At 62.5% G+C, this 25798-nt stretch carries 26 protein-coding genes; 18 read left to right on the top strand and 8 right to left on the bottom strand.

Going from position 1 to position 25798, the window contains the following annotated elements; translation table 11 throughout:
* Positions 1–28: 28 nt before the first annotated feature.
* On the bottom strand, positions 29–625 hold the full coding sequence (locus D9V28_RS05455) for a DUF3043 domain-containing protein (protein ID WP_308472420.1): 597 nt from the start codon (positions 623–625) through the stop codon (positions 29–31).
* Positions 626–664: 39 nt separating this feature from the next.
* On the opposite strand from D9V28_RS05455, the gene D9V28_RS05450 reads away from it, so the two are divergent.
* The 5 genes from D9V28_RS05450 to D9V28_RS05430 all read left to right on the top strand — a co-directional run bounded on the left by D9V28_RS05450 (position 665) and on the right by D9V28_RS05430 (position 5789).
* The gene (locus D9V28_RS05450) at positions 665–2083 is read left to right on the top strand and encodes a dipeptidase (protein ID WP_121658630.1); all 1419 of its coding nucleotides are present in this window, start codon (positions 665–667) and stop codon (positions 2081–2083) included.
* A gap of 103 nt (positions 2084–2186) precedes the next feature.
* Entirely contained in the window at positions 2187–2555 is a 369-nt protein-coding gene (locus D9V28_RS05445) for a HesB/IscA family protein (RefSeq protein ID WP_121658629.1), read from the top strand.
* Positions 2556–2728: 173 nt separating this feature from the next.
* A complete protein-coding gene (gene ctaC / locus D9V28_RS05440) occupies positions 2729–3634 on the top strand; it encodes an aa3-type cytochrome oxidase subunit II (RefSeq protein ID WP_121658628.1) in 906 nt (301 codons plus the stop codon).
* A 2-nt stretch (positions 3635–3636) separates the two neighbouring features.
* Positions 3637–5367: an aa3-type cytochrome oxidase subunit I gene (ctaD, locus tag D9V28_RS05435; protein WP_121658627.1), complete on the top strand. Its 1731-nt coding sequence runs from the start codon at positions 3637–3639 to the stop codon at positions 5365–5367.
* The gene (locus D9V28_RS05430; protein WP_121658626.1) at positions 5367–5789 is read left to right on the top strand and encodes a cytochrome c oxidase subunit 4; all 423 of its coding nucleotides are present in this window, start codon (positions 5367–5369) and stop codon (positions 5787–5789) included. The genes ctaD and D9V28_RS05430 overlap by 1 nt, the downstream gene beginning before the upstream one ends.
* 474 nt (positions 5790–6263) lie before the next feature.
* On the opposite strand, the gene D9V28_RS05425 is transcribed toward D9V28_RS05430, so the two are convergent.
* The 5 genes from D9V28_RS05425 to ctaE all read right to left on the bottom strand — a co-directional run bounded on the left by D9V28_RS05425 (position 6264) and on the right by ctaE (position 11583).
* Positions 6264–7226, bottom strand: a complete 963-nt coding sequence (locus tag D9V28_RS05425) for a methyltransferase domain-containing protein (protein WP_121658625.1) — start codon at positions 7224–7226, stop codon at positions 6264–6266.
* 96 nt (positions 7227–7322) lie between these two features.
* Complete coding sequence (qcrB, locus tag D9V28_RS05420) at positions 7323–8948, bottom strand: cytochrome bc1 complex cytochrome b subunit (protein ID WP_121658624.1); 1626 nt, start codon at positions 8946–8948, stop codon at positions 7323–7325.
* A complete protein-coding gene (qcrA, locus tag D9V28_RS05415) occupies positions 8945–10033 on the bottom strand; it encodes a cytochrome bc1 complex Rieske iron-sulfur subunit (protein ID WP_121658623.1) in 1089 nt (362 codons plus the stop codon). The genes qcrB and qcrA overlap by 4 nt, the downstream gene beginning before the upstream one ends.
* A 45-nt stretch (positions 10034–10078) precedes the next feature.
* A complete protein-coding gene (qcrC, locus tag D9V28_RS05410) occupies positions 10079–10894 on the bottom strand; it encodes a cytochrome bc1 complex diheme cytochrome c subunit (RefSeq protein WP_121658622.1) in 816 nt (271 codons plus the stop codon).
* Positions 10895–10914: 20 nt separating this feature from the next.
* Positions 10915–11583: an aa3-type cytochrome oxidase subunit III gene (gene ctaE / locus D9V28_RS05405; protein WP_121658621.1), complete on the bottom strand. Its 669-nt coding sequence runs from the start codon at positions 11581–11583 to the stop codon at positions 10915–10917.
* A gap of 103 nt (positions 11584–11686) precedes the next feature.
* Here ctaE and trpD point away from each other — a divergent pair, with 103 nt between their 5' ends.
* The 9 genes from trpD (at position 11687) to D9V28_RS05360 (ending at position 20388) form a co-directional block, all read left to right on the top strand.
* The gene (trpD, locus tag D9V28_RS05400; RefSeq protein WP_121658620.1) at positions 11687–12739 is read left to right on the top strand and encodes an anthranilate phosphoribosyltransferase; all 1053 of its coding nucleotides are present in this window, start codon (positions 11687–11689) and stop codon (positions 12737–12739) included.
* 92 nt (positions 12740–12831) lie between these two features.
* The gene (dhaK, locus tag D9V28_RS05395) at positions 12832–13833 is read left to right on the top strand and encodes a dihydroxyacetone kinase subunit DhaK (RefSeq protein ID WP_121658619.1); all 1002 of its coding nucleotides are present in this window, start codon (positions 12832–12834) and stop codon (positions 13831–13833) included.
* A gap of 46 nt (positions 13834–13879) precedes the next feature.
* Complete coding sequence (dhaL, locus tag D9V28_RS05390) at positions 13880–14563, top strand: dihydroxyacetone kinase subunit DhaL (protein ID WP_121658618.1); 684 nt, start codon at positions 13880–13882, stop codon at positions 14561–14563.
* Positions 14560–15279, top strand: coding sequence for a dihydroxyacetone kinase phosphoryl donor subunit DhaM (gene dhaM / locus D9V28_RS05385; protein WP_121658617.1), 720 nt, complete (start codon positions 14560–14562; stop codon positions 15277–15279). Before dhaL ends, dhaM begins: the two co-directional genes overlap by 4 nt.
* Before the next feature lie 65 nt (positions 15280–15344).
* Positions 15345–15671: a hypothetical protein gene (locus D9V28_RS05380; protein WP_121658616.1), complete on the top strand. Its 327-nt coding sequence runs from the start codon at positions 15345–15347 to the stop codon at positions 15669–15671.
* A gap of 69 nt (positions 15672–15740) precedes the next feature.
* Positions 15741–16724, top strand: coding sequence for a DMT family transporter (locus D9V28_RS05375; RefSeq protein ID WP_121658615.1), 984 nt, complete (start codon positions 15741–15743; stop codon positions 16722–16724).
* A gap of 211 nt (positions 16725–16935) precedes the next feature.
* Positions 16936–17877: a glycosyltransferase gene (locus tag D9V28_RS05370; RefSeq protein WP_229727729.1), complete on the top strand. Its 942-nt coding sequence runs from the start codon at positions 16936–16938 to the stop codon at positions 17875–17877.
* A complete protein-coding gene (locus tag D9V28_RS05365) occupies positions 17874–19562 on the top strand; it encodes an FAD-dependent oxidoreductase (RefSeq protein ID WP_121658614.1) in 1689 nt (562 codons plus the stop codon). Before D9V28_RS05370 ends, D9V28_RS05365 begins: the two co-directional genes overlap by 4 nt.
* Positions 19563–19887: 325 nt before the next feature.
* Positions 19888–20388: an HdeD family acid-resistance protein gene (locus D9V28_RS05360; protein ID WP_220700449.1), complete on the top strand. Its 501-nt coding sequence runs from the start codon at positions 19888–19890 to the stop codon at positions 20386–20388.
* A 40-nt stretch (positions 20389–20428) separates the two neighbouring features.
* Here D9V28_RS05360 and D9V28_RS05355 read toward each other — a convergent pair whose 3' ends face one another.
* Positions 20429–21193 carry an SDR family oxidoreductase gene (locus D9V28_RS05355; protein WP_121658913.1) on the bottom strand — a complete coding sequence of 255 codons (765 nt, stop codon included), beginning with the start codon at positions 21191–21193 and terminating at the stop codon, positions 20429–20431.
* Positions 21194–21349: 156 nt separating this feature from the next.
* Between D9V28_RS05355 and D9V28_RS05350 the strand changes: the two genes are divergently transcribed.
* The 4 genes from D9V28_RS05350 (at position 21350) to D9V28_RS05335 (ending at position 24106) form a co-directional block, all read left to right on the top strand.
* Positions 21350–21820, top strand: a complete 471-nt coding sequence (locus tag D9V28_RS05350) for an NfeD family protein (protein ID WP_121658612.1) — start codon at positions 21350–21352, stop codon at positions 21818–21820.
* Positions 21817–22854, top strand: coding sequence for an SPFH domain-containing protein (locus D9V28_RS05345; protein ID WP_121658611.1), 1038 nt, complete (start codon positions 21817–21819; stop codon positions 22852–22854). Before D9V28_RS05350 ends, D9V28_RS05345 begins: the two co-directional genes overlap by 4 nt.
* A gap of 5 nt (positions 22855–22859) precedes the next feature.
* A complete protein-coding gene (locus D9V28_RS05340; RefSeq protein WP_183086427.1) occupies positions 22860–23654 on the top strand; it encodes a glycerophosphodiester phosphodiesterase family protein in 795 nt (264 codons plus the stop codon).
* Between the two features lie 83 nt (positions 23655–23737).
* A complete protein-coding gene (locus tag D9V28_RS05335; RefSeq protein ID WP_121658610.1) occupies positions 23738–24106 on the top strand; it encodes an RNA polymerase-binding protein RbpA in 369 nt (122 codons plus the stop codon).
* A 111-nt stretch (positions 24107–24217) separates the two neighbouring features.
* Here the strand turns inward: D9V28_RS05335 and lnt are convergent, their stop codons facing one another.
* Positions 24218–25795, bottom strand: coding sequence for an apolipoprotein N-acyltransferase (gene lnt, locus D9V28_RS05330; RefSeq protein ID WP_121658609.1), 1578 nt, complete (start codon positions 25793–25795; stop codon positions 24218–24220).
* Positions 25796–25798: the final 3 nt, after the last annotated feature.

The following is a 25798-nucleotide window of genomic DNA, read 5'->3' as shown; positions in this document are numbered from 1 at the left end:
CGGTGAGGCGGTTCTTTGTGACCTGTGGTCAGGCGGGATAATCTCCGCGCTTGACCTGAGCCTTCGGCAATCGAAGCGGCCGCAGCTGAAGCGCCCGCATGCCGGCGTACCAGCGCACCCCACGTTCGACCTTGTCTTCACCGAACTTCGCGCGAAGTTTCTTCCGAACGAGATAACCGAGGAAGATGCAGTCGAGGATCGCGATGATGAAGAACGCCCACAGGGCGAGCATTCCGTACACCTGCACCTCCGGCCGGGGGATGAAGGTCAGCAGGATGACAACGAACATCACCGGAATGAGGAACTCACCGACGCTGAATCGAGCGTCGACATAGTCACGGACCCAGCGTTTCTGCGGGCCGCGGTCTTTCTGTGGAAGGTAACGCTCGTCGCCTGCCGCCAGACCGAGTCGCGCCTTCTCCCTGGACTCAGCGAGCTTTGCCCGCGCTGCCTGCTTCGCTTCCTTGCGATCGCCTGGCACCAGGGGACGCTTGTTGAGGGCTTCCCTTTCCTTGCGCGTCGGTGTCGGTCGCCCTTTGCCTGAAACGCCGGCGATTCGGTCGGCCGTCTCTTGAGGGGTTTCGATGGTTGGCTCGGCTGGTGAGCCTGAACTGTGTTTGGTCACGATGGGTCCTTGCGCTGGATACCTCTTAAGATTACCTGCATGACTCCTCCCGCGGAAAACACAAACGCACAGCCGAACGCCCTCGATTCACTCATCACCACCGCAGTGCAGGAGGGAATGCCGTCGACGATCGCGGACCTGTCCAACCTGGTGCGGATTCCGAGTGTTTCCTGGGCGGCTTTCGACCCGGCGCACGTTCGGGCCAGCGCCGAAGCCGTTGCCGCGCTTGCCGAGCAGACGGAGCTGTTCGAGGTGGTTGAAATCAAGCAGGCGAACATCGACGACACCGACGAGCTCGGCCAGCCCGCTGTGATCGCCACCCGCGCCGCGAAAAACGGGGCGCCAACCGTTCTGCTTTACGCCCACCACGATGTCCAGCCTCCAGGAAAGGACGAGGACTGGGAATCGAGCCCGTTCGAACCCACTGTTCGCGGCGACCGGATCTACGGTCGCGGCGCTGCTGACGATAAGGCCGGGGTGATGTCGCACCTGGCCTCACTTCGCGCTATGCGCGACGTGCTCGGCAAGGACTTCGATCTCGGCCTGGCCCTCTTTATCGAAGGCGAAGAAGAATTCGGTTCGCGCTCGTTCGCGAACTTCCTCACCGAGAACAAGGCGGCTCTCGCAGCCGACGCCATCATCGTGGCCGACTCCAACAACTGGGACGAAGTGACCCCGGCGATCACGGTCGGCCTGCGCGGAAACGTCACCTTCCGTTTGACCGTCCGCACTCTTGAGCACGCATCGCACTCAGGCATGTTCGGGGGAGCCGTGCCCGACGCCATGCTCGCCACGATCAAGCTGCTTGCATCCTTCTGGGACGAGGCCGGTACGGTCGCCGTGAATGGCCTCACCAGCTACTCGGGTGACACTCCGGATTACTCCGAAGAGCAGCTGCGTGCCGAAACGGGTCTCCTTCCCGGGGTCTCGCCCCTTGGTACAGGCACGATCCTGTCTCGAATCTGGAACCAACCGTCGATCACCGTAACTGGCATCGACGCCCCGAGCGTTGCAAACGCGTCAAACACGCTCTCGCCGAGCATTTCGGTCAAGGTGAGTGTGCGCATCGCTCCAGGACAGAATGCAACGGATGCCGCCGCGGCGATTCGCGCACACGTCGCCTCCCACACTCCCTTCGGTGCCGACGTCCTCATCGACGACCTGGACCTTGGTGACCCATTCCTGGTCGACACATCCGGTTCGGCATTCGGCGAAGCAAAACGGGCCATGAAAGACGCGTGGGGAGTGGACGCGGTCGAGCTGGGGGTCGGTGGGTCCATTCCGTTCATCGCTGACCTCGTCCGTGTGTTCCCGTCGGCTGAGATCCTGGTCACAGGAGTCGAAGACCCGCACTCGCGTGCACACAGCCCGAACGAATCGCTTCACCTCGGGGTCTTCGCCCGCTCTGTGCTTTCAGAGGCCCTCCTGCTTGCCCGCCTCAACGCGGCCGAGCGCTAGGCAGCGGCCCGGAAGCACTTTGTGGATCAGGGTGATTTCCATGATTGGTCGATTACACTGATCGCAGACTTCGCACAACGCACGTTCACAACCGAGGAGAGTCATGAGCGACACGACGCTGACATCCACTATGCCCGTCTCAGCCGCCCACGGGGTTGGCCTGAGTGACGTGGCAGCCGCCAAGGTCAAGAGCCTCCTCGAGCAGGAGGGTCGCGATGACCTCCGCCTCCGGGTCGCCGTCCAGCCCGGCGGGTGCTCCGGACTGATCTACCAGCTCTACTTCGACGAGCGTGTGCTCGACGGTGACGCGACCGTCGACTTCGGCGGTGTCGAAGTGATCGTCGACAAGATGAGCGTTCCGTACCTCGATGGAGCGTCGATTGACTTCGAAGACACCATCCAGAAGCAGGGTTTCACCATCGACAACCCGAACGCCGGCGGCAGCTGCGCCTGTGGAGACAGCTTCCACTAGGGAGTTTTTCAGCAAAAGCTGCAGGGGACACGCCACCACCGGCGGGTCCCCTGCAGCATTTAACCCCGGTCCACCGGCGTAAATCGCGTCAGGACGGCGCAAATGGTCGAGAGCGGTAGCCCCATTCGGGCTAGACTGAAAGCTGAAACAACACTGTCATCGAAAGGTCCCAGGTGCGCTCGAATCGTCGACTCCGATGGGCTGCTATACCGGTTGCTATCACGCTTGCCGTGGTTCTCGCCGGCTGTACCCAGGCCGAACTTCACGGTTATCTTCCAGGATTTCTGGAGGGTGAACCGCCCGTAACAAACCACACCGAGCGTGTGGCAGGTCTGTGGGTTACCTCATGGATTGTGCTTCTCTGCGTTGGTCTTCTGACCTGGGGACTCACGCTCTGGGCCATCATCGTGTACCGCCGCCGGAAGGGCCAGACCGGCCTGCCAGCACAGATGCGCTACAACATGCCCATTGAGATCTTCTACACGATCGTTCCGTTGATCCTCGTCCTCGGTTTCTTCGCGTTCACCGCGCGTGACCAGGAGATCATCGAGACGCAGTTCGAGAACCCCGATGTGGAGATCGAAGTTTTCGCCAAGCAGTGGGCGTGGGACTTCATTTACGCAGACGCCGTGAACGGCGAAGATGTGTGGTCCGCCGGAATTCAGGCGCAGGAAGAAGAAGGCGCCCCAGCGGGCACCATCGACCAGGAGCAGCTGCCAACGCTGTACCTCCCCGTTGGCGCTGACGTGCGGATCGCTCTTCAGTCCCGCGATGTCATCCACTCGTTCTGGGTCATCGACTTCCTCTACAAGAAGGACATGTTCCCCGGCAAGACGAACTACATGTCGTTCACCCCTGAGCGTGAAGGAACATACGCGGGCAAGTGCGCCGAGCTCTGTGGTGAATACCACTCGCTCATGCTCTTCAACGTCAAGGTTGTTTCGCAGGACGAGTACGACGCTTACCTGCAGTCGCTTGCCGACGAGGGCAATGTCGGTGACTTCGGAGACGAGTTCTCCCGGAATGCAACACTGCCGGGCGTCGACGCTCCGGAACGCGTTGAGGAAGGCGCTTACTAATCATGGCTACCACTATTGAGCTTCCTGCGGGACAGGCACGGGTTGTCAACAGCAACCGTGTCGAGAACAAGGGCAACGTCCTGGTCAAGTGGATCACCTCCACCGACCACAAGACGATCGGGTACATGTACCTGATTGCTTCGTTCCTGTTCTTCTGCCTCGGTGGCGTGATGGCTCTGATCATCCGTGCCCAGCTGTTCGAGCCTGGCCTGAGCCTGCTCGAGACGAAGGAACAGTACAACCAGCTGTTCACCATGCACGGCACCATCATGCTGCTCATGTTTGCGACGCCTCTGTTCTCCGGCTTCGCGAACGTGCTCATGCCGCTGCAGATCGGTGCGCCTGACGTTGCCTTCCCGCGGCTGAACGCCTTCGCTTTCTGGCTGTTCCTGTTCGGTAGCCTCCTGGCTATCGGCGGCTTCCTCACCCCGCAGGGTGCTGCGTCCTTCGGCTGGTTCGCGTACGCGCCTCTGTCGAGTACGACGTTCACGCCGGGTATCGGCGGTAACCTCTGGGTTCTCGGCCTCGCACTCTCCGGATTCGGAACCATCCTCGGTGGTGTGAACTTCATCACGACGATCATCACGATGCGTGCCCCTGGTATGACGATGTTCCGCATGCCGATCTTCACGTGGAACACGCTCGTGACGTCGCTGCTCATCCTCATGGCCTTCCCGGTTCTGGCCGCGGCGCTTTTCGGGCTCGGCGCAGACCGAGTCTTCGGAGCTCACGTCTATGACGCCGAAAACGGCGGAGTGATCCTGTGGCAGCACCTGTTCTGGTTCTTCGGTCACCCCGAGGTGTACATCATCGCGCTGCCGTTCTTCGGCATCGTCAGTGAGGTGTTCCCGGTGTTCAGCCGCAAGCCGATCTTCGGATACAAGACCCTCGTCTATGCAACGATCTCGATCGCCGCACTCTCCGTTACCGTGTGGGCACACCACATGTACGTGACTGGGTCAGTGCTGCTGCCGTTCTTCTCGCTCATGACGATGCTCATCGCAGTTCCGACGGGTGTGAAGATCTTCAACTGGATCGGCACCATGTGGCGCGGATCGGTCACCTTCGAGACGCCGATGCTCTGGGCGATCGGCTTCCTGGTCACCTTCACGTTCGGTGGACTCACCGGTGTGATCCTGGCATCGCCGCCGCTCGACTTCCACGTGTCTGACACCTACTTCGTTGTGGCTCACTTCCACTACGTGGTGTTCGGTACTGTCGTCTTCGCCATGTTCTCCGGTTTCTACTTCTGGTGGCCCAAGTGGACAGGCAAGATGCTCAACGAGAAGCTCGGCTACTGGCACTTCTGGTTGCTGTTCATCGGGTTCCACACCACCTTCCTCATTCAGCACTGGCTTGGTGTCATGGGTATGCCCCGTCGTTACGCGACGTACTCACCCGAAGACAACTTCACCTGGATGAACCAGCTATCCACGGTTGGCGCCATGATCCTCGCGCTCTCGATGCTGCCGTTCTTCCTGAACGTCTACATCACTGCGCGTAAGGCACCGAAGGTCACAGTGAACGACCCATGGGGTTACGGCGGATCGCTCGAGTGGGCAACATCCTGCCCGCCGCCTCGCCACAACTTCACATCGATCCCGCGGATCCGTTCTGAGCGCCCCGCATTCGACCTGAACCACCCCGAGGCCGGCATCCCCGTTGGCGTCGGACCGGCGAAGGACGCTCCAGATGCTCCCACCTATGACCGCGCGGAAGGCGAAGTGAAGTAATGAAGGCTCACGTCAATCTCTTCTGGATCCTCGCCGTCTTCTTCCTGATCATGGCCGGTGTCTACGTGACCTGGAGTCTCGTTGACCCCAACTACGGCACGATCGAGTGGGCCGGAACAACCGCGCTGACGCTGTCTGCGATCCTGGCTGCGTTCGTCGGGTTCTACCTCAGCCGGGTGTTCAAGCACCAGGGTGGGCCTCTTCCCGAGGACACCCTCACCGCGAACATCGATGACGGAGACCCTGAGCTCGGGCACTTCAGCCCGTGGAGCTGGTGGCCCATTATCCTGGCTGCCGGTGGAGCGCTCATGATGCTCGGTCTTTCGATCGGCTTCTGGATCTCGTACATCGCAGCACCACTGTTGCTCATCGCAGTCGTGGGCTGGACTTACGAGTACTACCGCGGCTTCCACGCCAGGTAGATCCAATCTGACGCTCAAGGCCACACACCGAAAGGTGTGTGGCCTTTTGCGTGCGCCGGGTCCGCATCTGCGCTCGTTGGAGCGAGGCGATCCGTGCCGTTGGCTGAAGGTGGAGAATCAAAAAACAGAGAGCGGATGCCACGGTGCGGCACGCAGCGCACGTCACGGTGACCGCACACAGCCTCCTTCGCGACTAACGTCAGCCTCGTTCGCGAGAAGCGTCGGTGTCCCTCGCGATTAGCGTTTGCCTCCTGTAGAAGCGGCTGGGTCCTTCCCGAGCGTCAGGTCCGCGCCCAAGCGCCAGGTCCATCGCGCCCCAAAACGTCGTGACCGTCGCACCCCGGAACGTCAGGTCTGCCGCGCGCCGAGAGCAAGTGAGGCGGTAGGTGAGAACGGTGACCGACGCAACACCTCATGTCGTCCCGGTCCGTAACAGCCGTGATGCGCCGGACACACCCGGCGGCTCTATGCCCGTCAGTGCGACCGGGTGAGCCGATAGGTCAGCACGGTGACCGACGCCGTGACGAGCCGCACCGAGCCAGCCACGGAGCCCTCACCGGCTGCCGCCGCGTCTTCACCATTGGCCGGCGTCGCATCGCCGGCTGCCAGCCTGCCTTCACCCGCGGCATGCGCGCCTGGAACGTCACCTTGCTGTACCGGACCGGTGTTCGTAGCCGCGGCGCTGTGGTGGGCCGAGGGGCCCATGCCGATGAGGTTATTTAACTCGGGCTGGGTGAGCTTCATGTCGAACTCGACCAGCGAACGATCCACCTCGGCGAACCAAGGGGAAGCGGCGTCGGTGAGAGCGTCGGGTTTGCCGTCGGGGATGCCGATCGCCAGCCCCTCTGCCCTCACCTGGTGGAGGTGCCGCGTCGTCGGAACCACGGCGACGAGGCAGCCGCCAGGGCGGAGGATGCGGGCGAACTCGGGCAGGTTTCGTGGTGCGAACACGCTGATGATGCCGTCGAGGTGCGCGTCGACGAAGGGGAGCGGTTGCCAGACGTCGAGAACGACACCTGCGGCGCCCGGAACGGCCCTGACGGCCATGCGGACAGCGAACGGCGACAGGTCGGCGGCAACAGGCTCGACGACGGCGCCCGCCTGGCTGAGCCCACGCGTGGCTCGGTCGAGGTAATACCCGGTGCCGCAGCCGATCTCCGCGAGTCGTATGGGGCGGGATCCGGCCGTGTCCGCTGCCTCGGCGCCGTGCGGCCCAATGCTTCCGGATGCAAGAGCCTGGACGCTGGACGCAGCGACAGCATCCGCTATTGAATCGAAATTGCCGGTGTCGAAAAAGTGCGCCCGCGCATCGAGCATGGCCTGGCTGTCACCTGTCATTCGGCTGGCCGGTGGCAGCAGCGAGATGTAGCCGCGTTTGTTCACGTCAAACCGGTGGCCGGCGTCGCAGCCCACAACCAGCGTGCCGACGGGGGACAAGGGGCGGTTCTCGGATGTGGCGGAAAAGCAGAACGGGCAACGAAGCCCCTCCGCAAGATGTCGGAGGGTCAACGCTGCCCGTTCTGTGAAGGGAATTTAGTGGTGGTCTCCGTGCGAGGACTCAATTTCAGTCCGAGTCACGGGGGAGATGCGGTCTTCGAAGAACCAGCGCGAAAGTCCGGCACGGACCTTCTGCGCCACGGTGATCTTGCCGCGTGAGTTCGGGCGGATCATGAGCGGCTTGTACTCCTCGTGACTTGCGAGCTTCCAACGCTCGTAGTCGGAGACGGGCTCGTGAACCTCGATGTATTCGCCGCCGGGGAGGCGAACGATACGACCGGACTCGTAGCCGTGCAGTGCGATCTCACGGTCTTTCTTCTGCAGGCCGAGGCAGATGCGCTTCGTGACGAAGTAGGCGATGACCGGACCGACGAACAGCAGGACCTGGAGCGTGCGGATGACACCTTCCATTGTGACGCTGAAGTGCGTCGCAATGATGTCGGAGCTCGCCGCTGCCCAGAGGACGGCGTAGAAGGTGACACCTGCAGCACCGATCGCTGTGCGGGTCGCGGCGTTCCGCGGGCGGTCGAGAATGTGGTGCTCTCGCTTGTCACCGGTGATCCACGCCTCAAGGAAGGGGTAGAACATGACGGCGACGATGAAGATTCCGATGACCGCAAGCGGCAGCAGGATTCCAAACGAGAAGGTGTGGTTGAACAGCACCAGGTCGAGGTTCGACGGAGCGAGTCGGAGCCCACCGTCAGCGAATCCGATGTACCAGTCTGGCTGGGTCCCTGCGGAAACCGGTGACGGGTCGTACGGACCGTAGTTCCAGATCGGGTTGATCGTGAAGAGCGACGCGATGAGCATGACGACACCGAAGACGATGAAGAAGAATCCACCGGCCTTCGCCGCGTACACCGGGAGGACGGGGTACCCGACGACGTTCTGCTCGGTGTGTCCCGGGCCCGCGTACTGGGTGTGCTTGTGTACGACGACAAACAGAAGGTGAAGCGCGATGAACGCGAGCACCATTGCCGGCAACAGCAGGATGTGGAGCGAGTACAGGCGTCCGACGATTTCCGTTCCGGGGAATTCTCCACCAAACAGGAGGTAGGAAGTCCAGGTTCCGATCACCGGGATGCCCTTGACCATTCCGTCGATGATGCGAAGTCCGTTTCCGGAGAGCAGGTCATCGGGGAGGGAGTATCCGGTGAATCCTTCAGCCATCGCGAGGATGAAGAGGACAAAGCCGATGACCCAGTTGAGCTCGCGCGGCTTACGGAACGCACCCGTGAAGAAGACACGGAGCATGTGCAGGCCGATGGAGGCCACAAACAGCAGTGCAGCCCAGTGGTGCACCTGACGCATCAGCAGTCCACCGCGGATGTCGAAGGATATGTCCAGTGTGGACGCCATGGCGGCGCTCATCTCGACACCCTTCAGCGGGATGTACGAACCTTCGTAGTGAACTTCCGCCATTGAGGCCTGAAAGAAGAAGGTGAGGAAGGTGCCGGACAGGAGGATGATGACGAAGCTGTACAGCGCCACTTCTCCGAGCAGGAACGACCAGTGATCCGGGAAGATCTTGCGTCCGAATTCCTTGACGGCGGCCGAGATGCTCGTCCGCTCGTCGAGGTAGTTGGAAGCCGCAGCAGTGAATCCGCCTGACTTCTTGGCGGGTGCCTTAGTGGTGTCGGCAGGGGCCGTGACGGTGCTCAATGACGCTCCCAGAAACTTGGGCCAACAGGTTCGAGGAAGTCGCTCTGTGCAACGAGGTATCCCTCGTCGTCAACAGCGATCGGAAGCTGCGGAAGGGGACGGGCGGCCGGACCAAAGATCACGGCGCAGTGGTTGGTGACATCGAACTGCGACTGGTGGCATGGGCAGAGCAGGTGATGCGTCTGCTGCTCGTACAGTGCAACCGGGCAACCGACGTGGGTGCAGACCTTGGAGTAAGCGACGATTCCGTCGTACGACCAGTCCTTCTTGTCCTCGTCTTCGACGAGGTCCTCCGGCTTGAGGCGCATGAGGAGAACTATGGCTTTCGCCTTCTCCTCGAGGTAGCCCTCGCTGTGCCCCAGGTTCGCCAGTTCTTCGGGAATGACGTGGAAGACGGAACCGATGGTGACGTCAACTGCCTTGATGGGAACACCGGAAGGGTCGCGGGCGAGACGGTCGCCCTTCTTCCACATGGTGTGCTCAAGCAGCCTGACCGGGTTGGCTTCAGGGCCCTCGGGTGCGAGGCCTCGGAAGAGGACGACCGCGGGAAGCGGGAAGGCGATGAGCGCACCAATGAGGCTGTTGCGGATGAGCGAGCGGCGTCCGAAGCCGGACTCCTCGTTCGCCTCAGCGAAGACTTCGACGGCGCGATCACGTGTTGATTCCGAGCCGCGCGTCGGGTGACGCATGTCAATGCCCTCTTGGTCGTGCATGAGAGCCTTGCCCCAGTGCACAGCGCCGATACCGAGCGCCAGAAGAGCGAGAGCAAGACCGAGCCCGATGAACAGGTTGTTCGCCCGCACCGAGTTCAGGTTCTCCGGCTCGATGGGGAACATCATGTAGGCGGCGATCGCCCAGATGCTGCCCGCTGCCGAGAGGTAGAACAGCGTGTAGACGGTGCGTTCTGCGCGCTTCTCTTTCTTGGGATCCAGATCCGTCACGCGGGGCCGGTGCGGGGGGAATCCCGGGTTCGGTACCGCGTCTGTGGCCACAACCGCCGTGCCTACGGCAAGTTCAGTGCCGTGGCCGTGGTCCGACGAGTCGGCAGCGGCGAGTTCCGTGCCGCTGTTACCGTCCTGTGCCATTGTGCTCCTTAGTAGTTCTGCGCTGTGTCATTGCTGCTCTGCTGCTTAGTTGGATCGCGCCGTGATCCACACGGTGAGCGCGACAATTGCCCCGAGTCCGAAGATCCAGATGAAGAGGCCTTCGGCGACTGGGCCGAGGCTTCCAAGGGCGTGTCCACCGACAGTCGAGTTTTCCTGGGTGAATTTGAGTGCGGTGATGATGTCGCGCTTGTCCTCGGGGGAGAGGTTGGCGTCGTTAAACACAGGCATATTCTGCGGGCCGGTAACCATGGCCTCGTAGATGTGAACGGGCTCTACGCCGGTCAGTGCTGGTGCGTACTTGCCCTCGGTCAGCGCTCCACCTGCACCTGCAACGTTGTGGCACATCGCGCAGTTGACGCGGAAGAGTTCTGCGCCGTTGGCTGCGTCGCCGTCAGCCTGGAGCAGTGACTCGTCGGGGATACTCGGGCCTGGACCCGTTGTCGCAACGTACTCGGCGAGGGCGCGAACCTGCTCGTCGGTGAACTGCACCGGCTTCACCGGAGCCTGTGGGCCCTGTGCCTGCAGTGGCATGCGGCCGGTGCCGACCTGGAAGTCGACGGACGCGGAACCGACGCCGATAAGGCTTGGTCCGTCGTCGGTGCCCTGAAGAGCGAGACCGTGGCAGCTGGCGCAGTTGGCCTGGAAGAGCTTCTTGCCTTCCTCAACGGTGCCTGCGCTTGCGGCGTGGGACGTTTCAGCGCTGGCCGTCGTGGTTGAGAACGCGGCGTACGCTCCGCCGGTGAAAAGCAGTCCGACAGCGATCAGTGCCGTTGTCGCCAGTGGGGAGCGGCGTCCTGTGTTCCTGCTCTGACGAGGGGAACGTGTGTGAGTCCTAAACATTCGCGTGCAGTCTTCCGGTTCTATTTCAGTACGTAAATGACGAAGAAGAGGCCGATCCAGACCACGTCAACGAAGTGCCAGTAGTACGAGACGACGATCGCGCTTGTCGCTTCCTTGTGGCCGAAGGTCTTAACGGCGTACGCGCGGCCGATGACGAGCAGGAACGCGATGAGTCCGCCAGTGACGTGGAGACCGTGGAAGCCGGTTGTGAGGTAGAACGCCGAGCCGTATGCGTTCGACGAGATCGAGACGCCCTCGCTGACGAGCGTTGCGTACTCGAAGATCTGGCCGGCGACGAAGATGGCGCCGAGCGCATAGGTGAGGAAGAACCACTCGACCATGCCCCACTGCGAAGGCTTAGGGCCAACCGACCGCGGCTGCATACGCTCTGCAGCGAAAACACCGAACTGGCAGGTGAACGACGACGCCACGAGGATGATCGTGTTCGTTGTCGAGAACGGAATGTTCAGCAGCGAAGTCTCGCTCGCCCACAGGTCAGGTGCGACCGAACGGAGGGTGAAGTAAATGGCAAACAGGCCGGCGAAGAACATTACTTCGCTGCCGAGCCACACAATGGTGCCAACGGCTACAGGGTTTGGCCTGTTGATCTTTTGGGCTCTCGCCGCGTAGTTCAATGAGGTGCTCGTCACTGTTCCATTATGGCCGATATCCCCGGCGGTTTTTCGCATTCGGGGGCACTGACAGCCAAGTCTTTACTTAGGTGTGCCTTAGTTCAGTCCGGGAATGTGCAGTGAATTCGTGGCGGAAGGGTCGCTCGATAAGCTGGGAAGCATGACCGACACCGTCACCTGGCCGCAACTTCTCTCGACATTGCTTCACGGCGATGATCTCAGCGTCGCTGAGGCGACCTGGGCGATGGAGAACGTCATTAGTGGGCAAGCCACTCCGGCGCAGATCGCCGGGTTCCTCGTCGCGCTCCGCGCGAAGGGCGAATCGGTCAACGAAATCGTCGGTTTCCGCGACGCGATCCTCGAGCGGGCCGTTCCTCTTCCGGTGGATTCGATGGCGCTCGACATTGTCGGTACCGGCGGAGACAAATTTGGCACTGTCAACATTTCGACCATGGCGTGTGTTGTCGTCGCGTCAACCGGCGTTCCTGTGATCAAGCACGGCAACCGTGCGGTCAGCAGCGTGTCTGGTGCGAGCGACGTGCTCTCTGCGCTGGGAATCGACCTGACCCGCTCACCTGACCAGGTGGCATCCGCTCTCAAGGAAACCGGGATCACTTTCGCGTTCGCGTCGGCGTTCCACCCCGGGTTCCGTCACGCGGCACCGGTGAGGGCCGATCTTGGCATCCCGACGGTCTTCAACTTCCTCGGTCCGCTCTGCAATCCTGCTCGACCCGAAGCGTCGGCGGTCGGCGTTGCACAACTCGACCGTGTGCCTCTGTTCGTCGGCGTCTTCCAGACCCGCGGTGCAACGGCGCTGGTCTTTCGCGGCGATGACGGCCTCGACGAGCTCACAACGACGGGGCACTCCCACATCTGGGAAGTCAGCAGGGGATCGGTCACCGAACATGACCTTGACCCACGTGACCTCGGAATCCCGCTGGTGAAGATGAGCGAATTGATCGGAGGCGACCCGGAGCACAACGCTGGTGTCGTTCGGCGCGTGCTCGCCGGAGAGAAAGGCGCGGTTCGGGACATCGTGCTGCTCAACGCCGCGGCCGGACTTGTCGCCTATCGGCTTGCTGAGGACCCGAGCCAGATGCAGGTTTCTATTCTTGATCGGTTCGCGGCGCAGCTCGAGGTTGCCAGGGAAGCGCTCGACTCGGGTCGTGCGGCCGCGAAGCTCGATCAGTGGGTTGCTGGCGCAAGCGCTTAAGGCTTACCTTCGCGCGCTCTTCGGCGCTAGGTTGAGTGTCAGGCCCCGCGTGACACATCTATTCGCCACATTCGCCACCTGGAGAGAGTTCAATGAAGAAACTCATCAATGACCCGAAGCACGTCGTCGACGAGGCGGTAGCGGGGTTCGCTGCAGCCCACGCCGACATCGTCCGAGCATCGACTGACCCCGTCTATGTCGTGCGCACTGATGCGCCACAGGCCGGGAAGGTCGGCATCGTTTCGGGCGGAGGAAGCGGACACGAGCCTCTGCACGCCGGCTTTGTCGGCTACGGCATGCTCGACGCCGCCGTTCCCGGCGCTGTATTCACCTCACCAACGCCCGACCCAATAGTCGCGGCCACAAAAGCCGTCGACGGGGGAGCAGGTGTGCTTCACATCGTGAAGAACTACACGGGGGATGTCCTGAACTTTGAGACGGCTGCCGAGCTGGCTGCCGCTGACGGCGTCGAAGTCCGCAGCATGATCGTCAACGATGACGTCGCCGTGCAGGATTCGCTCTACACTGCTGGACGTCGTGGGGTTGCTGGCACCGTGCTCGTCGAGAAGATCGCAGGGGCCGCGGCCCAGCGCGGGGACTCGCTGGACGAAGTGACGGCTGTTGCAGAGCGGGTCAACGCCAACGTGCGATCGATGGGTGTCGCTTTGACGCCGTGTGTGGTGCCGCACGCCGGTGAGCCGAGTTTCACGCTGGCCGAGGACGAAATCGAAATCGGGATCGGGATCCACGGTGAACCAGGACGCGAGAAGATCAAGCTCGAATCGGCGGATCTGATTGTTGAGCGGTTGCTCGGGCCCATCATCGATGATGTCCCGTTCAGCTCGGGGGATCAGGTCCTGCTGCTGGTGAATGGCATGGGCGGGACTCCGCAGGTGGAGCTGTATATCGCTTACCGCCACGCGGCCGAGGTGCTCCGGGGAAAGGGGATCGACGTCGTGAGGTCTCTCGTCGGCAACTACACGACATCCCTGGAGATGCAGGGCATGTCGCTTTCGGTGCTCAAGCTGGATTCCGAACTCACCGAGTTGTGGGATGCGCCGGTGCAGACCGCCGCGCTCCGCTGGGGTCGCTGACGCTCCTGCCGCCGCTGTATTCGTCGAGGTCTGAAAGGGCAATTCAATGACATTGGGAACTTCGTGGGCGATCGACTGGACGCGCGCGTGCGCGGCGGTCATCGCCGAGCACCGTGTTGAGCTGATCACCCTTGACCGTGACATCGGCGACGGTGATCACGGCGAGAACATGGATCGCGGATTCTCGGCCGTGGTGGGAAAGCTCGACGATCTCGCGAGCGATGCGACGCCGTCCGATGTCCTCAAGCTCGTGGCCACGACACTGATCTCGACGGTTGGAGGGGCGTCCGGTCCGTTGTTCGGTACGGCATTCCTCAAGGCGTCGGTTGCTATCGGCTCCGAACCGCAGCTTGACTCAGCGGCGGTCGTTGCGCTCCTGCGCGCCGCTCGGGACGGCATCGTGCTGCGCGGGAAGGCGGAAACCGGCGACAAAACGATGATCGACGCGTGGACTCCAGCCGTCGACGCCGCTGCCGACGCGCAAGCTGCCGGTGAGGACGAGGCAGCAGTCCTGGCGGCAGCCGCCACTGCTGCCGAGCGGGGCGCGGAGGCGACAGAACCGCTGATCGCGCGCAAGGGACGCGCCAGTTATCTGGGCGAACGCGCGATCGGCCACCGAGACCCGGGTGCCCAGTCGACGGCGCTGCTGTTGCGGGCCGCTGCATCGGTCGCGGCCGGCAACGGTGAAGCCCACAGCAGTGACGCCAACACCAGTGGAACGGAATCGTGACCGTCGGCATCGTTCTGGTTTCGCACAGTGCGCTCATCGCAGAGGGGCTCGTGCAGCTTGCCAGACAGATGGCGCCGAACGTTGCCCTTGTCGCCGCTGGTGGCACGGACGACGGCGGGATTGGGACAAGTTTTGACAGGGTGACAGCGGCCATCGCCGACGCCGACTCCGGGGGAGGAGTCGCAATTCTGTGTGATCTCGGTTCCGCGATTCTCACGGCGGAAACAGCGCTCGACTTCCTCGATGACGCCGCGCAGGCATCCGTTCGCATTATTGACGCCCCGCTTGTCGAGGGCGGAGTCGCTGCAGCGGTCGCCGCCCAGACGGGCTCGGACCTCGACGGTGTCGAGGCCGCCGCTCGCTCGGCCGTCGACATTTTCGTTGCTCCGCGCACGGGGACGGATCAGGCAGGAGCGGCAACGCCCGGCTCACAAGCCAGCGCGCCCGCTGCGCCGTTCACGGGATACTCGCGATCGGTGACCATTCTCAATCGCGACGGGCTTCACGCCAGGCCGGCCGCTGACTTCGTCAAGCTCGCGAGCACCTTCGCCCCTCGAGTGACCGTCAACGGTCGGGACGCGAAAAGCCTCCTTGCGATCATGGCGCTCGGTCTTGTCAGAGGCAAGATTGCGGAGATTGCGACGGAAGACCCGGCCGGACGGGAAGCCGTCGACGCTCTCGCCGATCTGGTCGAATCGGGCTTCGGGGAGGCGTGAGCGAGTCCATTCGGCGCATTTAGCACGGGCCAGTCAAAACCGCAAATCGGGCGTACCATGGGCGCATGGACACGTCAAAGAAGACTCAACCGGATCCGGGCCACAACGGACGGCTCGTCCGTAGCGCGGCGTGGGTCGATCGCAAGCTGACGCCCGTCTTCGGGCCGCCGCCCCTCGGGCCGTACGGCATCGAAGAGGAACATGCCGCAGCGCCCTGCCCCGTGTGCGGCCATCCGATGGGGGAGCACGTGATCGACCACTCCACCCCGAACGCGATTTTGAACTGCCCTGCTCCGATCGACCGCAGCCTCGAGCACGAAAATTCCTCGCCCCTCGACGAACTGGGGATGCCTCTGCGTGAGCCGAGACGCTCGCGCGCGAACGCTCGCTGACGGCGCTCGGGTGCCCTAATCTCGAGGTAACCCGGTGGGCGGCTGGTCCCCGGCGCCGACAGGAGACCAGTGGCCACCGAGCAATCCGCGTCGCCCCACGTTGCAGCGGTGCTCGCGGCCGCGGTGCTGTGGGGAACAACCGGCACTGTCGCGTCCTTTGCTCCGGAGGGCAGTTCACCATTGCTCGTCGGTCTCGCGACCTTCGGTTTCGGCGGCCTGTTGCTCTTCCTCCGCTCTCCGCGCGACATTCTGGCCTTTCTGCGGCGCCCGGGGACGGCCTGGCCCTGGCTTCTCCTCGGTACGGTGGGCATCGTGGTTTACCCAACCACTTATTATTCGTCGATGAGTTTCATCGGCGTCGCCGCTGGCAACGTTGTCGCCCTCGGCTCAGGTCCCCTGTTCGCCGCCCTGCTTGACCGAACGCTGCGCCGCAAACCGCTTACGGCTCGCTGGGGCATCGCTACAGCCGTTGCCATCGTCGGAATCGCGCTGCTCTCCTTCGGTGTCACGCCTGGCGGCGGGGGAGAGGCACCAACGACCGGCTCAATCGTGGCAGGAGTCGCGCTTGGCCTGCTCGCTGGCCTCGGTTACGCCGCCTACTCGGTCGCCGCCTCGGCCATCATGACCACCGGCGTTTCGTCTGCCGCATCGATGGGGGCCATGTTCTTCGCGGGCTCTGTCGTCATGGTGCCCTGGTTCTTTCTCGCGGATGCCGGCCCGCTTGCCGAGCCACGTGGCATCCTGATTCTGATCTATCTGGCCGTCGTTCCAATGGCTCTTGCTTACCTCGCGTTTGGATACGGACTACGGATGCTGTCGCCAGCGACAGCGACGACGCTCACGTTGCTGGAACCTCTCGTTGCGACATCTCTCGCCATTGTCATCGTCGGTGAACGGCTTCAGCCCGTCGGGTGGGTTGGATTCGCGCTCGTCGGCGCCGGCCTGGTCGTTATCGCGACGGCCGGGGTGAGGAAAAGCACCCGTCAGTCGACGAAGGGCCGCGAGGCCCTTACAGGAGGGGAGCGGGGGGATGGCGCACGGAAGCGCAGCTGACCGATGCCCCCGATGTGGGGTGAGCCGAAAGAGTGGGAACGGGGTTACGGTGAGGAAACCGGAAACGCGAGCAATCCTCAGTTGTGTTTTGCCCGAGTCCGGCCCCACATCAACCGGACGTTCAGGAACTCCAGATGACGCTAAACCAGCGTCGACGCGGCATGCGTCGACACACTCCCTTCATCGGCCACTGCGCACACGTTGCCCATCGATGAGCGCAACGATGATGGCGGCAGGGGCGCTGCCTCGTGACGGTGCGGTCGAGGAAACCCCTCGATCCTGGCCGGTTGGGGAGTGGGCGCAGGCACGCGGCGAACGCCCACCGGGGGCGATCATCATTCCGGCGCACAACGAGGCCGCTGTCATCGTTCGAACCCTCCGCAGTCTCGCGCCGCTCTGCGCAAAGTCGGACGTCGAAGTTTTCGTGGTGTGCAACGGATGCACGGACGAGACGGCGGCGCTCGCTCGTGAGGTCCCTGGCGTGCACGTTGTCGAGATCGATGAAGCATCCAAAACCGCCGCGTTGAACGCTGGTGATTCCCTCGCATCGGGCTGGCCCCGCCTCTATCTGGACGCAGACATCGAGGTCTCACCGGAGACCGTGGTCGCACTCTTCGAAGAATTGGAACGACCGGGGGTCGTGGCGGCTCGGCCTCGGTTTGTTTACGACACGCACGGCGCCGCCGGCCCAGTGAGGGCGTACTACCGTGCTCGAAGCCGCATACCAGGGCAGCCGTCACGACTGTGGGGGGCGGGCGGGTACGCGGTGAACAGGAACGGCCACCGTCGATTTTCCTCGTTCCCTGCGGTGACGGCAGATGACTCGTGGATCGACATGCAGTTCGGCGAGCATGAGAAGTCGATAGTCCCAGCGATCCCCATGCGGGTAAGGACACCACGCGATGTGCAGGGACTCCTCGCTGTGCTGACCAGGCAACGTCGTGGGCAGCTTGAGTTGGGTGTGCCGTCGACAACGAGCAGCCGGGGGAGAGCTCTTCTGAGTTCGGTGCGCGGCCCGCGCACCGCAATCGATTTGGGTTGGTACGTCGTGCTGACCACTGTTGCCCGGCGCCGGTCACGGGTCGCCATGCGTGCCCGCTCTCGCACATGGGAACGAGACGCATCCACTAGGTCAGCGGGGGGATCGCAATGACTTCGAACAGCAGACCTGACGGAGGGACAAGATCCTTTGATTGCTGCGTCGTTGGTGCTGGGCCCATCGGCCTGACCTGTGCACTCGAGGCAGCTGAAGCCGGACTCACCGTTCTCCTCATTGACGCTGGTTCGAACAGCTCCGGGCGGCGTGACATTACCGAGCGTGCCGAAGGGCCCGACATCATCGTGGACCCCGACCGACATGCGCCGATCGAGCACGTGACCCGGCGTGGCATCGGCGGCACATCCTGGCTGTGGGGCGGCAGGTGTGTCACGTTCGAACCCATCGATCTCGAGCACCGCGATTTTGTCCCCGACTCACAGTGGCCGATCACTATTGACGACATTCGACCGTATGAGGCGGCCGCGGCGGACTACCTCGACTGCGGTAAAGCGCGGTTTCGAACCGACGCGGCGGACTGGGCCGGGCTCGGCGATTTCGAGATGTCGCAACTGGAACGCTGGTCAAGGCAGCCCAAGGTCGCCGCTCGTCTAGGCCGAAGGGTGGGGGAGCACCCCGGCATCACCGTGCTCCTCAAATCTCCTGTGATTGATATACAGTTCGGGCCGGAAGGTGCGGTGCGCTCGCTTGTCATCGACGACAAGGGGGAGCATCGTCAGGTGCACGCCTCGAACTATGTGATCGCGATGGGTGGCCTCGAGACAACGAGGCTGCTGTTGACGATTCAGCGTTCGAATCCGACGCTGTTCGATGGCGCAGGCGGGTCGCTCGGTCGCTACTACATGGGCCACGCAACCGGGAGTGTCGCGGACATCGTCCTGACCGAACCGGAGTCGGCCCGCGATATGAACTTCCATCGTGAGTCAGACGGTACCTACCTACGGCGGCGATTCACCCTGACCGAGGAAGCGCAGCGGCGAGAGGAAATCCTTAACACGAGCTTTTACCTCGATAATCCGCCGTTCTACGAGGTGGACCACCGTAACGCGACCCTCTCCCTGGTGTATCTCGGCTTGCTGATCCCGCCGATCGGGCGACGAATCCTCGCTGAGGGTATTCGCCTTCGCCACATCGGCACACGCCCCTGGCGCATCGGCGCGCACGTCGCCAATGTGTTGCGTCAGCCCTGGCGAGCGGCAGTCGACGTCCTAGACGTGCTCCGACACCGGTATCTCTCCACAGTTCGGAAACCCGGGTTCGTTCTCCGCAACGAGTCCGGCCGGTATGCCTTGCACTACCACGCCGAGCAGATCCCGAACGGGGAGAGCAGGCTCAGTCTTCTGCCAGGGGCTGGAGGTTCGCGTCTGTCCATCGACTACCGGTACACCGACCAGGATATCGACTCCATTGTTCGCAGCCACGAACTGCTTGATGAGCAGCTGCGTGCTGCCGGTCTCGGGCGGATTGAGTACCTTGCGAATACACCCGAGGGTGTACGAGCGGGGATCTGGGAGCAGGCCATCGATGGGTTCCACAGCATCGGCACGACGCGCATGAGCGCGAAACCGGGCGATGGGGTCGTCGACGCAGAGTGCAGGGTTCACGGCTCAAGCAACCTGTACATCGCCTCCAGCAGTGTGTTTCGCACGGCAGGGGAAGCGAACCCGACGTTCGTGGCGGCGTGCCTTGCGGTTCGTCTTGCGCGCCACCTCGCGCACCAAGCGTCGACGCTCTCGGCCGCCACAGCGATACCAGCGGTCGGCTTTCCAGCGACACCGTGAGGACTGCAGTCGAAAAGGGGTGGGGTAGTCCCGTCTTGCCCTCCAATCGGCCCGGGCGGGCGCTGCGGACAGCGCTTCATAGTTCTCTTGACATAATGTGCATTATCGGCACGGTGGGCGATAAACGCGACGGTAACAATCGCTGGTGCTATACGGGTCGAGTGCGGGACAATCGAGCACAGCGCACGCCAGTGACCTACGTTCACAAACCGGTTGTGCGGCGGACCAGACGGCGGGCAGCCGGAACCCGGAGGCGATCGTGTCATATTTCTTGAGGGTGAATCCCGCAGACATTTCACCGTCCGAAGTCAAGACAATCCGTCTGGTGAGCATCGTGGCCGGAATCGTCGCTGTTATTTTCGGAATCGCGATACTCTTCTGGCCTCAGGCGACGCTGACCGCAGTTGCGTGGTTGTTTGGTGTGTACTTCGTCGTCAGCGGTGCCTCACGCATCATCAGGGCGATCATGGCGAAGGGGCTCGCGGGTTCCTATCGGGCGTTCCTCGCCGTGCTCGGTGTGCTGCTGATAATCGGTGGTGTGGTCGTGCTGATCAACCCGCTCTTCGGCGTCACCGTTCTCGCGACCATCATTGGAATCACCTGGATCCTTGAGGGCATCGGCGTGCTGATGGACCTCCCACGCGGCAAAGGCGCCTGGGTCGGCGTCGCCTTCGGACTCATCAGCATCGCCGCAGGCGTCGTTGTCCTGTTTGCTCCGGTTGCGGCGACCGTCTTCTGGTTGCAAGTGACGGCGATCCTGCTCATCCTCGCCGGCATCATGCAAACGATTCAGGGCACCACACTTGGACGCTCCCCCCGAAGCTAGAGCGATCCGTCCGCTTTACTTGACATAAAACGTCGTAGCGTCACTCTGCGAGAAAGTCGCTCGTGTCCCCTACGTACCGTGTGTTGTTCTCCGGGATCGGCTGCACGGCGGCCAGGGCGACTTCTGCCGCGAACTCGCCGACGTTGTAAAGCTTTCCGGCCGAATCCTTGCGAGAACTGATCGCTCCCGGATTGGCGCGTTCGAGCAGCGTTGCGGTAATCGTGCCTTCGATCATGTCCCCCGAGACCACAACAAAGTCGATGTTGCGTTCGGTGAGCTCCGGCAACTTCGCGCGGAGAGCATCCTCTCCGGCCCGCTTCGACAGGGCAACAGGAATGTACTCCGGCATGGTGGGGGTGGTTCGAATGAAGTGCGCCTGGTGGCTCGTAACGAAAACGACTCGTGAGCCTTCGGAAAGAAGTGGCAGGGCCGTTTCGAGTACGTTCAGCTGGGCGTCCCGATTGAGCTGCATGGCGTAGTCCTCAGCCATGCCGCTCTCCATGCCGCCGGACGCGTTGAGGACAAGAACATCAAGGTTTCCCAGCTCTGTCTGTACGGTGTCGAGCATCGCCTTCACGCTTGCGGGGCTCGTCAGGTCTGCTCCGACGGTGATCGCAGTGCCGCCGGCAGCTCGGATCGAATCGGCGAGCTTGACGGCGCGTGCTTCCTTGTTGCGGTAGTTGATGACTACCCTCGCGCCGGCCTCGGCGAAGTACCGCACAGTGTCAGCGCCGATTCCGCGTGACGAACCAGTGACGAGAACGTTCTTCCCTGTGAGTGAACCTGGGGCAAGAGGGTTGGACACGGTGAACTCCTTAGACACGGGGCGGTACAGCCGGACAGAGGCAATTCCCGGCACCCGACACTATCAAGAAGTCGCGGTGCACCGCCTTTCGCGGACTGCTAGATTCGATCACAAGGCAAACCGCACAGGCGCATTGCTGAGCGACGAGGGGGTTTCATGGACTGGGTCGTCGAGTACAGCTGGATCATCTGGCTTGTGCTCATTCTTCTCTTCGTCACCATTGAGATGCTCAGCCTCGAGTTCACGTTCCTCATGCTGGCAATCGGATCGGCAATCGGCCTCCTCTCAGGGCTCCTCGGTGTCCCACTATGGGCTCAGTTTCTGATCGCAGCGGCGTCGTCTGTTCTCCTTCTTCTCCTGGTGCGACCGTCCCTCCTTCGTTTGCTTCGAAAAGGCGCAGACCCCGCCAAGAGCAATGTCGACGCACTGGTCGGTGCGACTGGCCGCGTCGTTCAGACAGTGTCAGGACACGGCGGTCAGGTGAAGCTCACCAACGGTGAGCTGTGGACCGCGAGCGTTGCGCCCGACTCAACCGCAACCAGCCTCGAGCCAGGAACGCAAGTACAGGTGTTGGCAATTCGCGGTGCAACCGCGGTCGTCATACCCGCAGAGAGGAACGCTTCATGAACAGCGCATCAGACGTTATCGGCACGGTGACCGCCTGGGTGGTCGGCGTTGTCGTCCTGATTTTCATCCTGGTCGTCCTGTTCCGGGCCATTCGAATCATCCCCCAGGCATCCGCGGGCGTGGTCGAACGTCTCGGCCGCTACCACAAGACCCTCCAGCCGGGACTGAACCTTCTCGTTCCGTTCATCGACAGGGTTCGTCCGCTGATCGACATGCGAGAGCAAGTCGTGTCCTTCCCTCCTCAGCCCGTGATTACCGAGGACAACCTTGTGGTTTCCATCGACACGGTTGTCTACTTTCAAGTGACGGATGCTCGCGCGGCCACCTACGAAATCGCCAACTACCTCGGCGCGGTCGAACAGCTCACAACCACAACGCTGCGCAACGTTGTCGGTGGTCTCAACCTGGAAGAAGCACTCACCAGCCGCGACAACATCAATGGCCAACTTCGGGTCGTGCTCGATGAGGCGACGGGTAAGTGGGGAATCCGCGTCGGCCGGGTTGAGCTCAAGGCCATCGATCCTCCCCTCTCGATCCAGGACTCGATGGAAAAGCAGATGCGCGCCGAACGAGACAGGCGTGCGCTCATCCTGACTGCTGAAGGAACCAAACAGTCGGCGATTCTCACTGCCGAAGGTGCCCGTCAAGCTGCGATCCTCAGCGCCGAAGGTGATGCGAGAGCCGCCGTGCTCAGGGCTCAGGGTGAAGCCGAGGCGATCACGACCGTTTTCGACGCGATTCACCGCGGAGACCCGGATCCGAAACTCCTCGCCTATCAATACCTGCAGACACTTCCAAAGCTGGCAGACGGCTCAGCCAACAAGCTGTGGATCATTCCATCCGAGCTGACGGAAGCGCTTAAGGGGCTTGGCAAAGCATTCGTTCCTGGCAAGGGTGATGACCAGCCTCACTCCCCCGCCGCGCCCGCCCCCGATTTGCCGTCGAGCGTTTCCACGGCAAATGTTCCTCCATCGTTTCCGACGGCACCGTCTACCCCGCCAGCTCCCCCGTCTTCCCCGCCGGTTTCTGAGTAGCACCCGTGGCAGACGATGTCACCGCACGGTCTGCATTCCTGGCACCGCAGCTCCCCCGGGTGTTAGCGCACAGGGGGCTCGCGCTGCATGCACCGGAGAACACGATTGCAGCATTCCAGGCCGCAGTTGACGTCGGCGCTGAATACATCGAGACTGACGTCCATGCGACGGCTGACGGGGTTGCGGTCCTGGTGCACGACCCTGAGATCGTGGTCAATGGGATCGCCCGAGCGGTCAGGGATCTGACCCTGGATCAGCTTCGCCAGGTAGACCTGGGAGGAGGCCACCGCGTCCCAACACTCGCGGGAGCCCTCGTCGCGTTCAGCGGCATCCGGTTCAACATCGACGTGAAAACAGAGCTCGCGGCAGGGCCAGCCGCGCATGCGATTCGCGCCGAGCTGGCCACCGACAGAGTGCTCGTGACCTCGTTCGACGAGGGCCGACGTCTGCGCGCGCTCGACGGGCTTGACGGCGTCGTGAGCTCCGCTTCGTCCCGCTTGTTCACACGAGCCCTGCTCGGTGCGAAAGCGGGAGTTCCTTCGCTGGTCCGGCGTTCGCTCGCGGGCGTGCCCGTCGTACAGATCCCGGAGCGCCACAGGAACCTTCGACTGGTAACGGCGAAGACCTTGCAGAGCCTGCACCGGGCGGGCATCGAGGTGCACGTGTGGACGGTGAACGACCCACGTGACATGGAACGTCTGTTGCGCCTCGGCGTCGACGGGTTGATCACCGACCGTGTGGACCTCGCAGTCCCCCTTGTTCGTGCCTGGCGGACGCGGCTTGCCGAGTCTGGGCGTTAGCTGCGAGTTTCGCGACGGCGGGAAGCTTCTCCCCAGTTTGGGGGTCTATAACTAGGAGAAGCAAGCGAAGAGGGGACCACAAAATGGCTGATCGCAGTTTGCGCGGAATGCGCCTCGGCGCCCAGAGCTTACAGAGCGAAGAGGGCGTCGTATTTTCAGAACGGACCAGGTTCGTTTACCTGTGCCCGGCATGTAACCACGAGAGCGCGCTGATGTTCGCCGCAGATGCGGAGGCTCCTGAGACTTGGGAGTGCCGGCATTGCGGACACGAAGCGGTCCTCATGGTGGGTTCGGAGCCGATCACGATCGACAAGTCGGACCAGAAGCAGGCACGCACCCACTGGGACATGCTGCTTGAACGTCGTTCTCGCGAGGAGCTCGAGGAGCTTCTCGAAGAGCGACTGTCGTTCCTTAGGGAACGACGAGGACTCAACAAGAAGGTTGGAGCCTAGCTCCACTCGACGAAATCGGGCGCTCGCTGTGCGGGCGCCCTTTTTGCTGCCTCGGTTTCCGCTGCTTCAGACTCGATCTTCAAGACGTCCAGTCCTCGGCCAGCCAGGGCGCTACACCAGCAGCTGGTCCCTCGTCGGTGCGCCCGTCCCGGATGCTGTTGCCAGCGTTGTCCTACCGCGTGCGACGCTGATGCGAGCAATGAGAAGTGCTGCGAGGCCGAAGGTCGCGACGACGGCTTCGATTTGTGCGCCATAGAGCATGGCCGGAGTTCTGGAATTGGACAATGGAACGGTCTCGACCATGGAGCCGGGCTCGAATGCCTCGATTTCGGTGAGCGTGCGACCGTCCGGCGCGATCATCTGGCTAGTTCCCACGGTTGAGACGTTCACGACGGTTCGGGACGATTCAATGGCTCGAAGCCGGGCAATCGCCAGTTGCTGCTGGTTTTCATCGGTTCTGCCAAAATCCGCGTTGTTCGTCTGAGCGAGAATGACCTGCGCTCCGCGGTCGACGGCTTCCCGGGTCAGCGCATCATCAACGATGTCGAAGCAGATCGAGATTCCGGCGATGACGCCATTCACATTGAAGATGTTGTCACGCGTGCCCGGCGTGTACTCGCGAGCCACAAGGCCGATCAGATCCGGAGCGAACGGTTCCCAGATCTCGCGGTCAGGAACGTACTCACCGAATGGCACGGGATGACGCTTGTCGTAGTAATCGAGCGCCCCCTCTCCGGAGCTCCACAGGAGCGAGGTATTGAAGTACTCGCCGTCTCGTTCAGTGATGGTGCCGGTGAGGATTGGTGCATCGAGCTGAGCGCCAAGGTAGTCGAGCACAGCCGCCGCTTCCGGAACGGCGAGCGGATCGAGGTCTGACCCGTTCTCTGGCCACACCACCATGTCGACGTCTTTGCCGACCACGTCAAGAGTTGCTGACGCCTGTGCCATAAGGATGTCGCCCGGCTCTCGCTGATCAAAGTAGCCTGCCTTGGCGTTGCCCTGTACAGCAGCGATGGTCGACGTTCCGCTCGTGACGATGGGGACTGCCGGGATCGCCAGTACCGCCGCAATCGCGGCGGCAGGAACAGCAACGCGTGTGAAGGCTGACAGCGAGCCTGGCTCTCGAACAACCTGAATGGCGAACGCAATAAGCCACACCATAAGGAAGCTCAACCCGCTGAGGCCCACCCACGCCACGAGCGATGAAAACGGGCTTTCCGACTGACTGAGCGCCATCCGGCCCCAAGCGAATCCACCGTACGGCCAGGTGCTGACGAGCGCCTCGCGCGCTGTCCACAAGCCGGCGACAACGAGGGGAAGCAGAACGAGGCGGCCCCATCTGTTTCCCCAGACAAGGGGAATGAAGCGGAAAGCCAGTGTAATGAGCAGTGCGCCTATGGCGAAAAAGATTGACTCGAGAACCGAGAGAGCAATCCACGGCACAGGACCCAAATACAGCGCGGTCCACGAAACGTGGACGAGATAGAAAGAAACTCCACCTATGAATCCGACCAGGAGAGCTCCCCAGGCGCTGCGCCCGATGAGTGTGATCAGGATTAGCGCGGCTCCGACGAATGCGAGCGGCCAGATGCCCTTGTCTGGAAACCCGGCATCGAGGACGGGTCCGGCGGCTGCGGCCACCAGAACGGCGGCAAGCAGGGGCAAGAGTGGGCGGGTCGGCTGCGTCACCTC

The organism is Mycetocola zhadangensis, assembly GCF_003668565.1.
GTDB lineage: Bacteria > Actinomycetota > Actinomycetes > Actinomycetales > Microbacteriaceae > Mycetocola_A > Mycetocola_A zhadangensis.
The sequence above is the reverse complement of the archived record's forward strand: the minus strand, read 5'-3'. Positions and strand labels throughout refer to the sequence as shown.

Bases quoted from the DNA above. Each gene is read 5' to 3' on its own strand.
- D9V28_RS05345 (WP_121658611.1), top strand. From the start codon at position 21,817: ATGAACAGCGCATCAGACGTTATCGGCACGGTGACCGCCTGGGTGGTC.
- ctaE (WP_121658621.1), bottom strand. From the start codon at position 11,583: ATGCGAAAAACCGCCGGGGATATCGGCCATAATGGAACAGTGACGAGC.
- dhaL (WP_121658618.1), top strand. From the start codon at position 13,880: ATGACATTGGGAACTTCGTGGGCGATCGACTGGACGCGCGCGTGCGCG.
- dhaK (WP_121658619.1), top strand. From the start codon at position 12,832: ATGAAGAAACTCATCAATGACCCGAAGCACGTCGTCGACGAGGCGGTA.
- D9V28_RS05335 (WP_121658610.1), top strand. From the start codon at position 23,738: ATGGCTGATCGCAGTTTGCGCGGAATGCGCCTCGGCGCCCAGAGCTTA.
- qcrC (WP_121658622.1), bottom strand. From the start codon at position 10,894: ATGTTTAGGACTCACACACGTTCCCCTCGTCAGAGCAGGAACACAGGA.
- D9V28_RS05380 (WP_121658616.1), top strand. From the start codon at position 15,345: ATGGACACGTCAAAGAAGACTCAACCGGATCCGGGCCACAACGGACGG.
- D9V28_RS05365 (WP_121658614.1), top strand. From the start codon at position 17,874: ATGACTTCGAACAGCAGACCTGACGGAGGGACAAGATCCTTTGATTGC.
- D9V28_RS05445 (WP_121658629.1), top strand. From the start codon at position 2,187: ATGAGCGACACGACGCTGACATCCACTATGCCCGTCTCAGCCGCCCAC.
- D9V28_RS05450 (WP_121658630.1), top strand. From the start codon at position 665: ATGACTCCTCCCGCGGAAAACACAAACGCACAGCCGAACGCCCTCGAT.
- qcrA (WP_121658623.1), bottom strand. From the start codon at position 10,033: ATGGCACAGGACGGTAACAGCGGCACGGAACTCGCCGCTGCCGACTCG.
- trpD (WP_121658620.1), top strand. From the start codon at position 11,687: ATGACCGACACCGTCACCTGGCCGCAACTTCTCTCGACATTGCTTCAC.
- ctaD (WP_121658627.1), top strand. From the start codon at position 3,637: ATGGCTACCACTATTGAGCTTCCTGCGGGACAGGCACGGGTTGTCAAC.
- D9V28_RS05350 (WP_121658612.1), top strand. From the start codon at position 21,350: ATGGACTGGGTCGTCGAGTACAGCTGGATCATCTGGCTTGTGCTCATT.
- D9V28_RS05430 (WP_121658626.1), top strand. From the start codon at position 5,367: ATGAAGGCTCACGTCAATCTCTTCTGGATCCTCGCCGTCTTCTTCCTG.
- D9V28_RS05370 (WP_229727729.1), top strand. From the start codon at position 16,936: ATGAGCGCAACGATGATGGCGGCAGGGGCGCTGCCTCGTGACGGTGCG.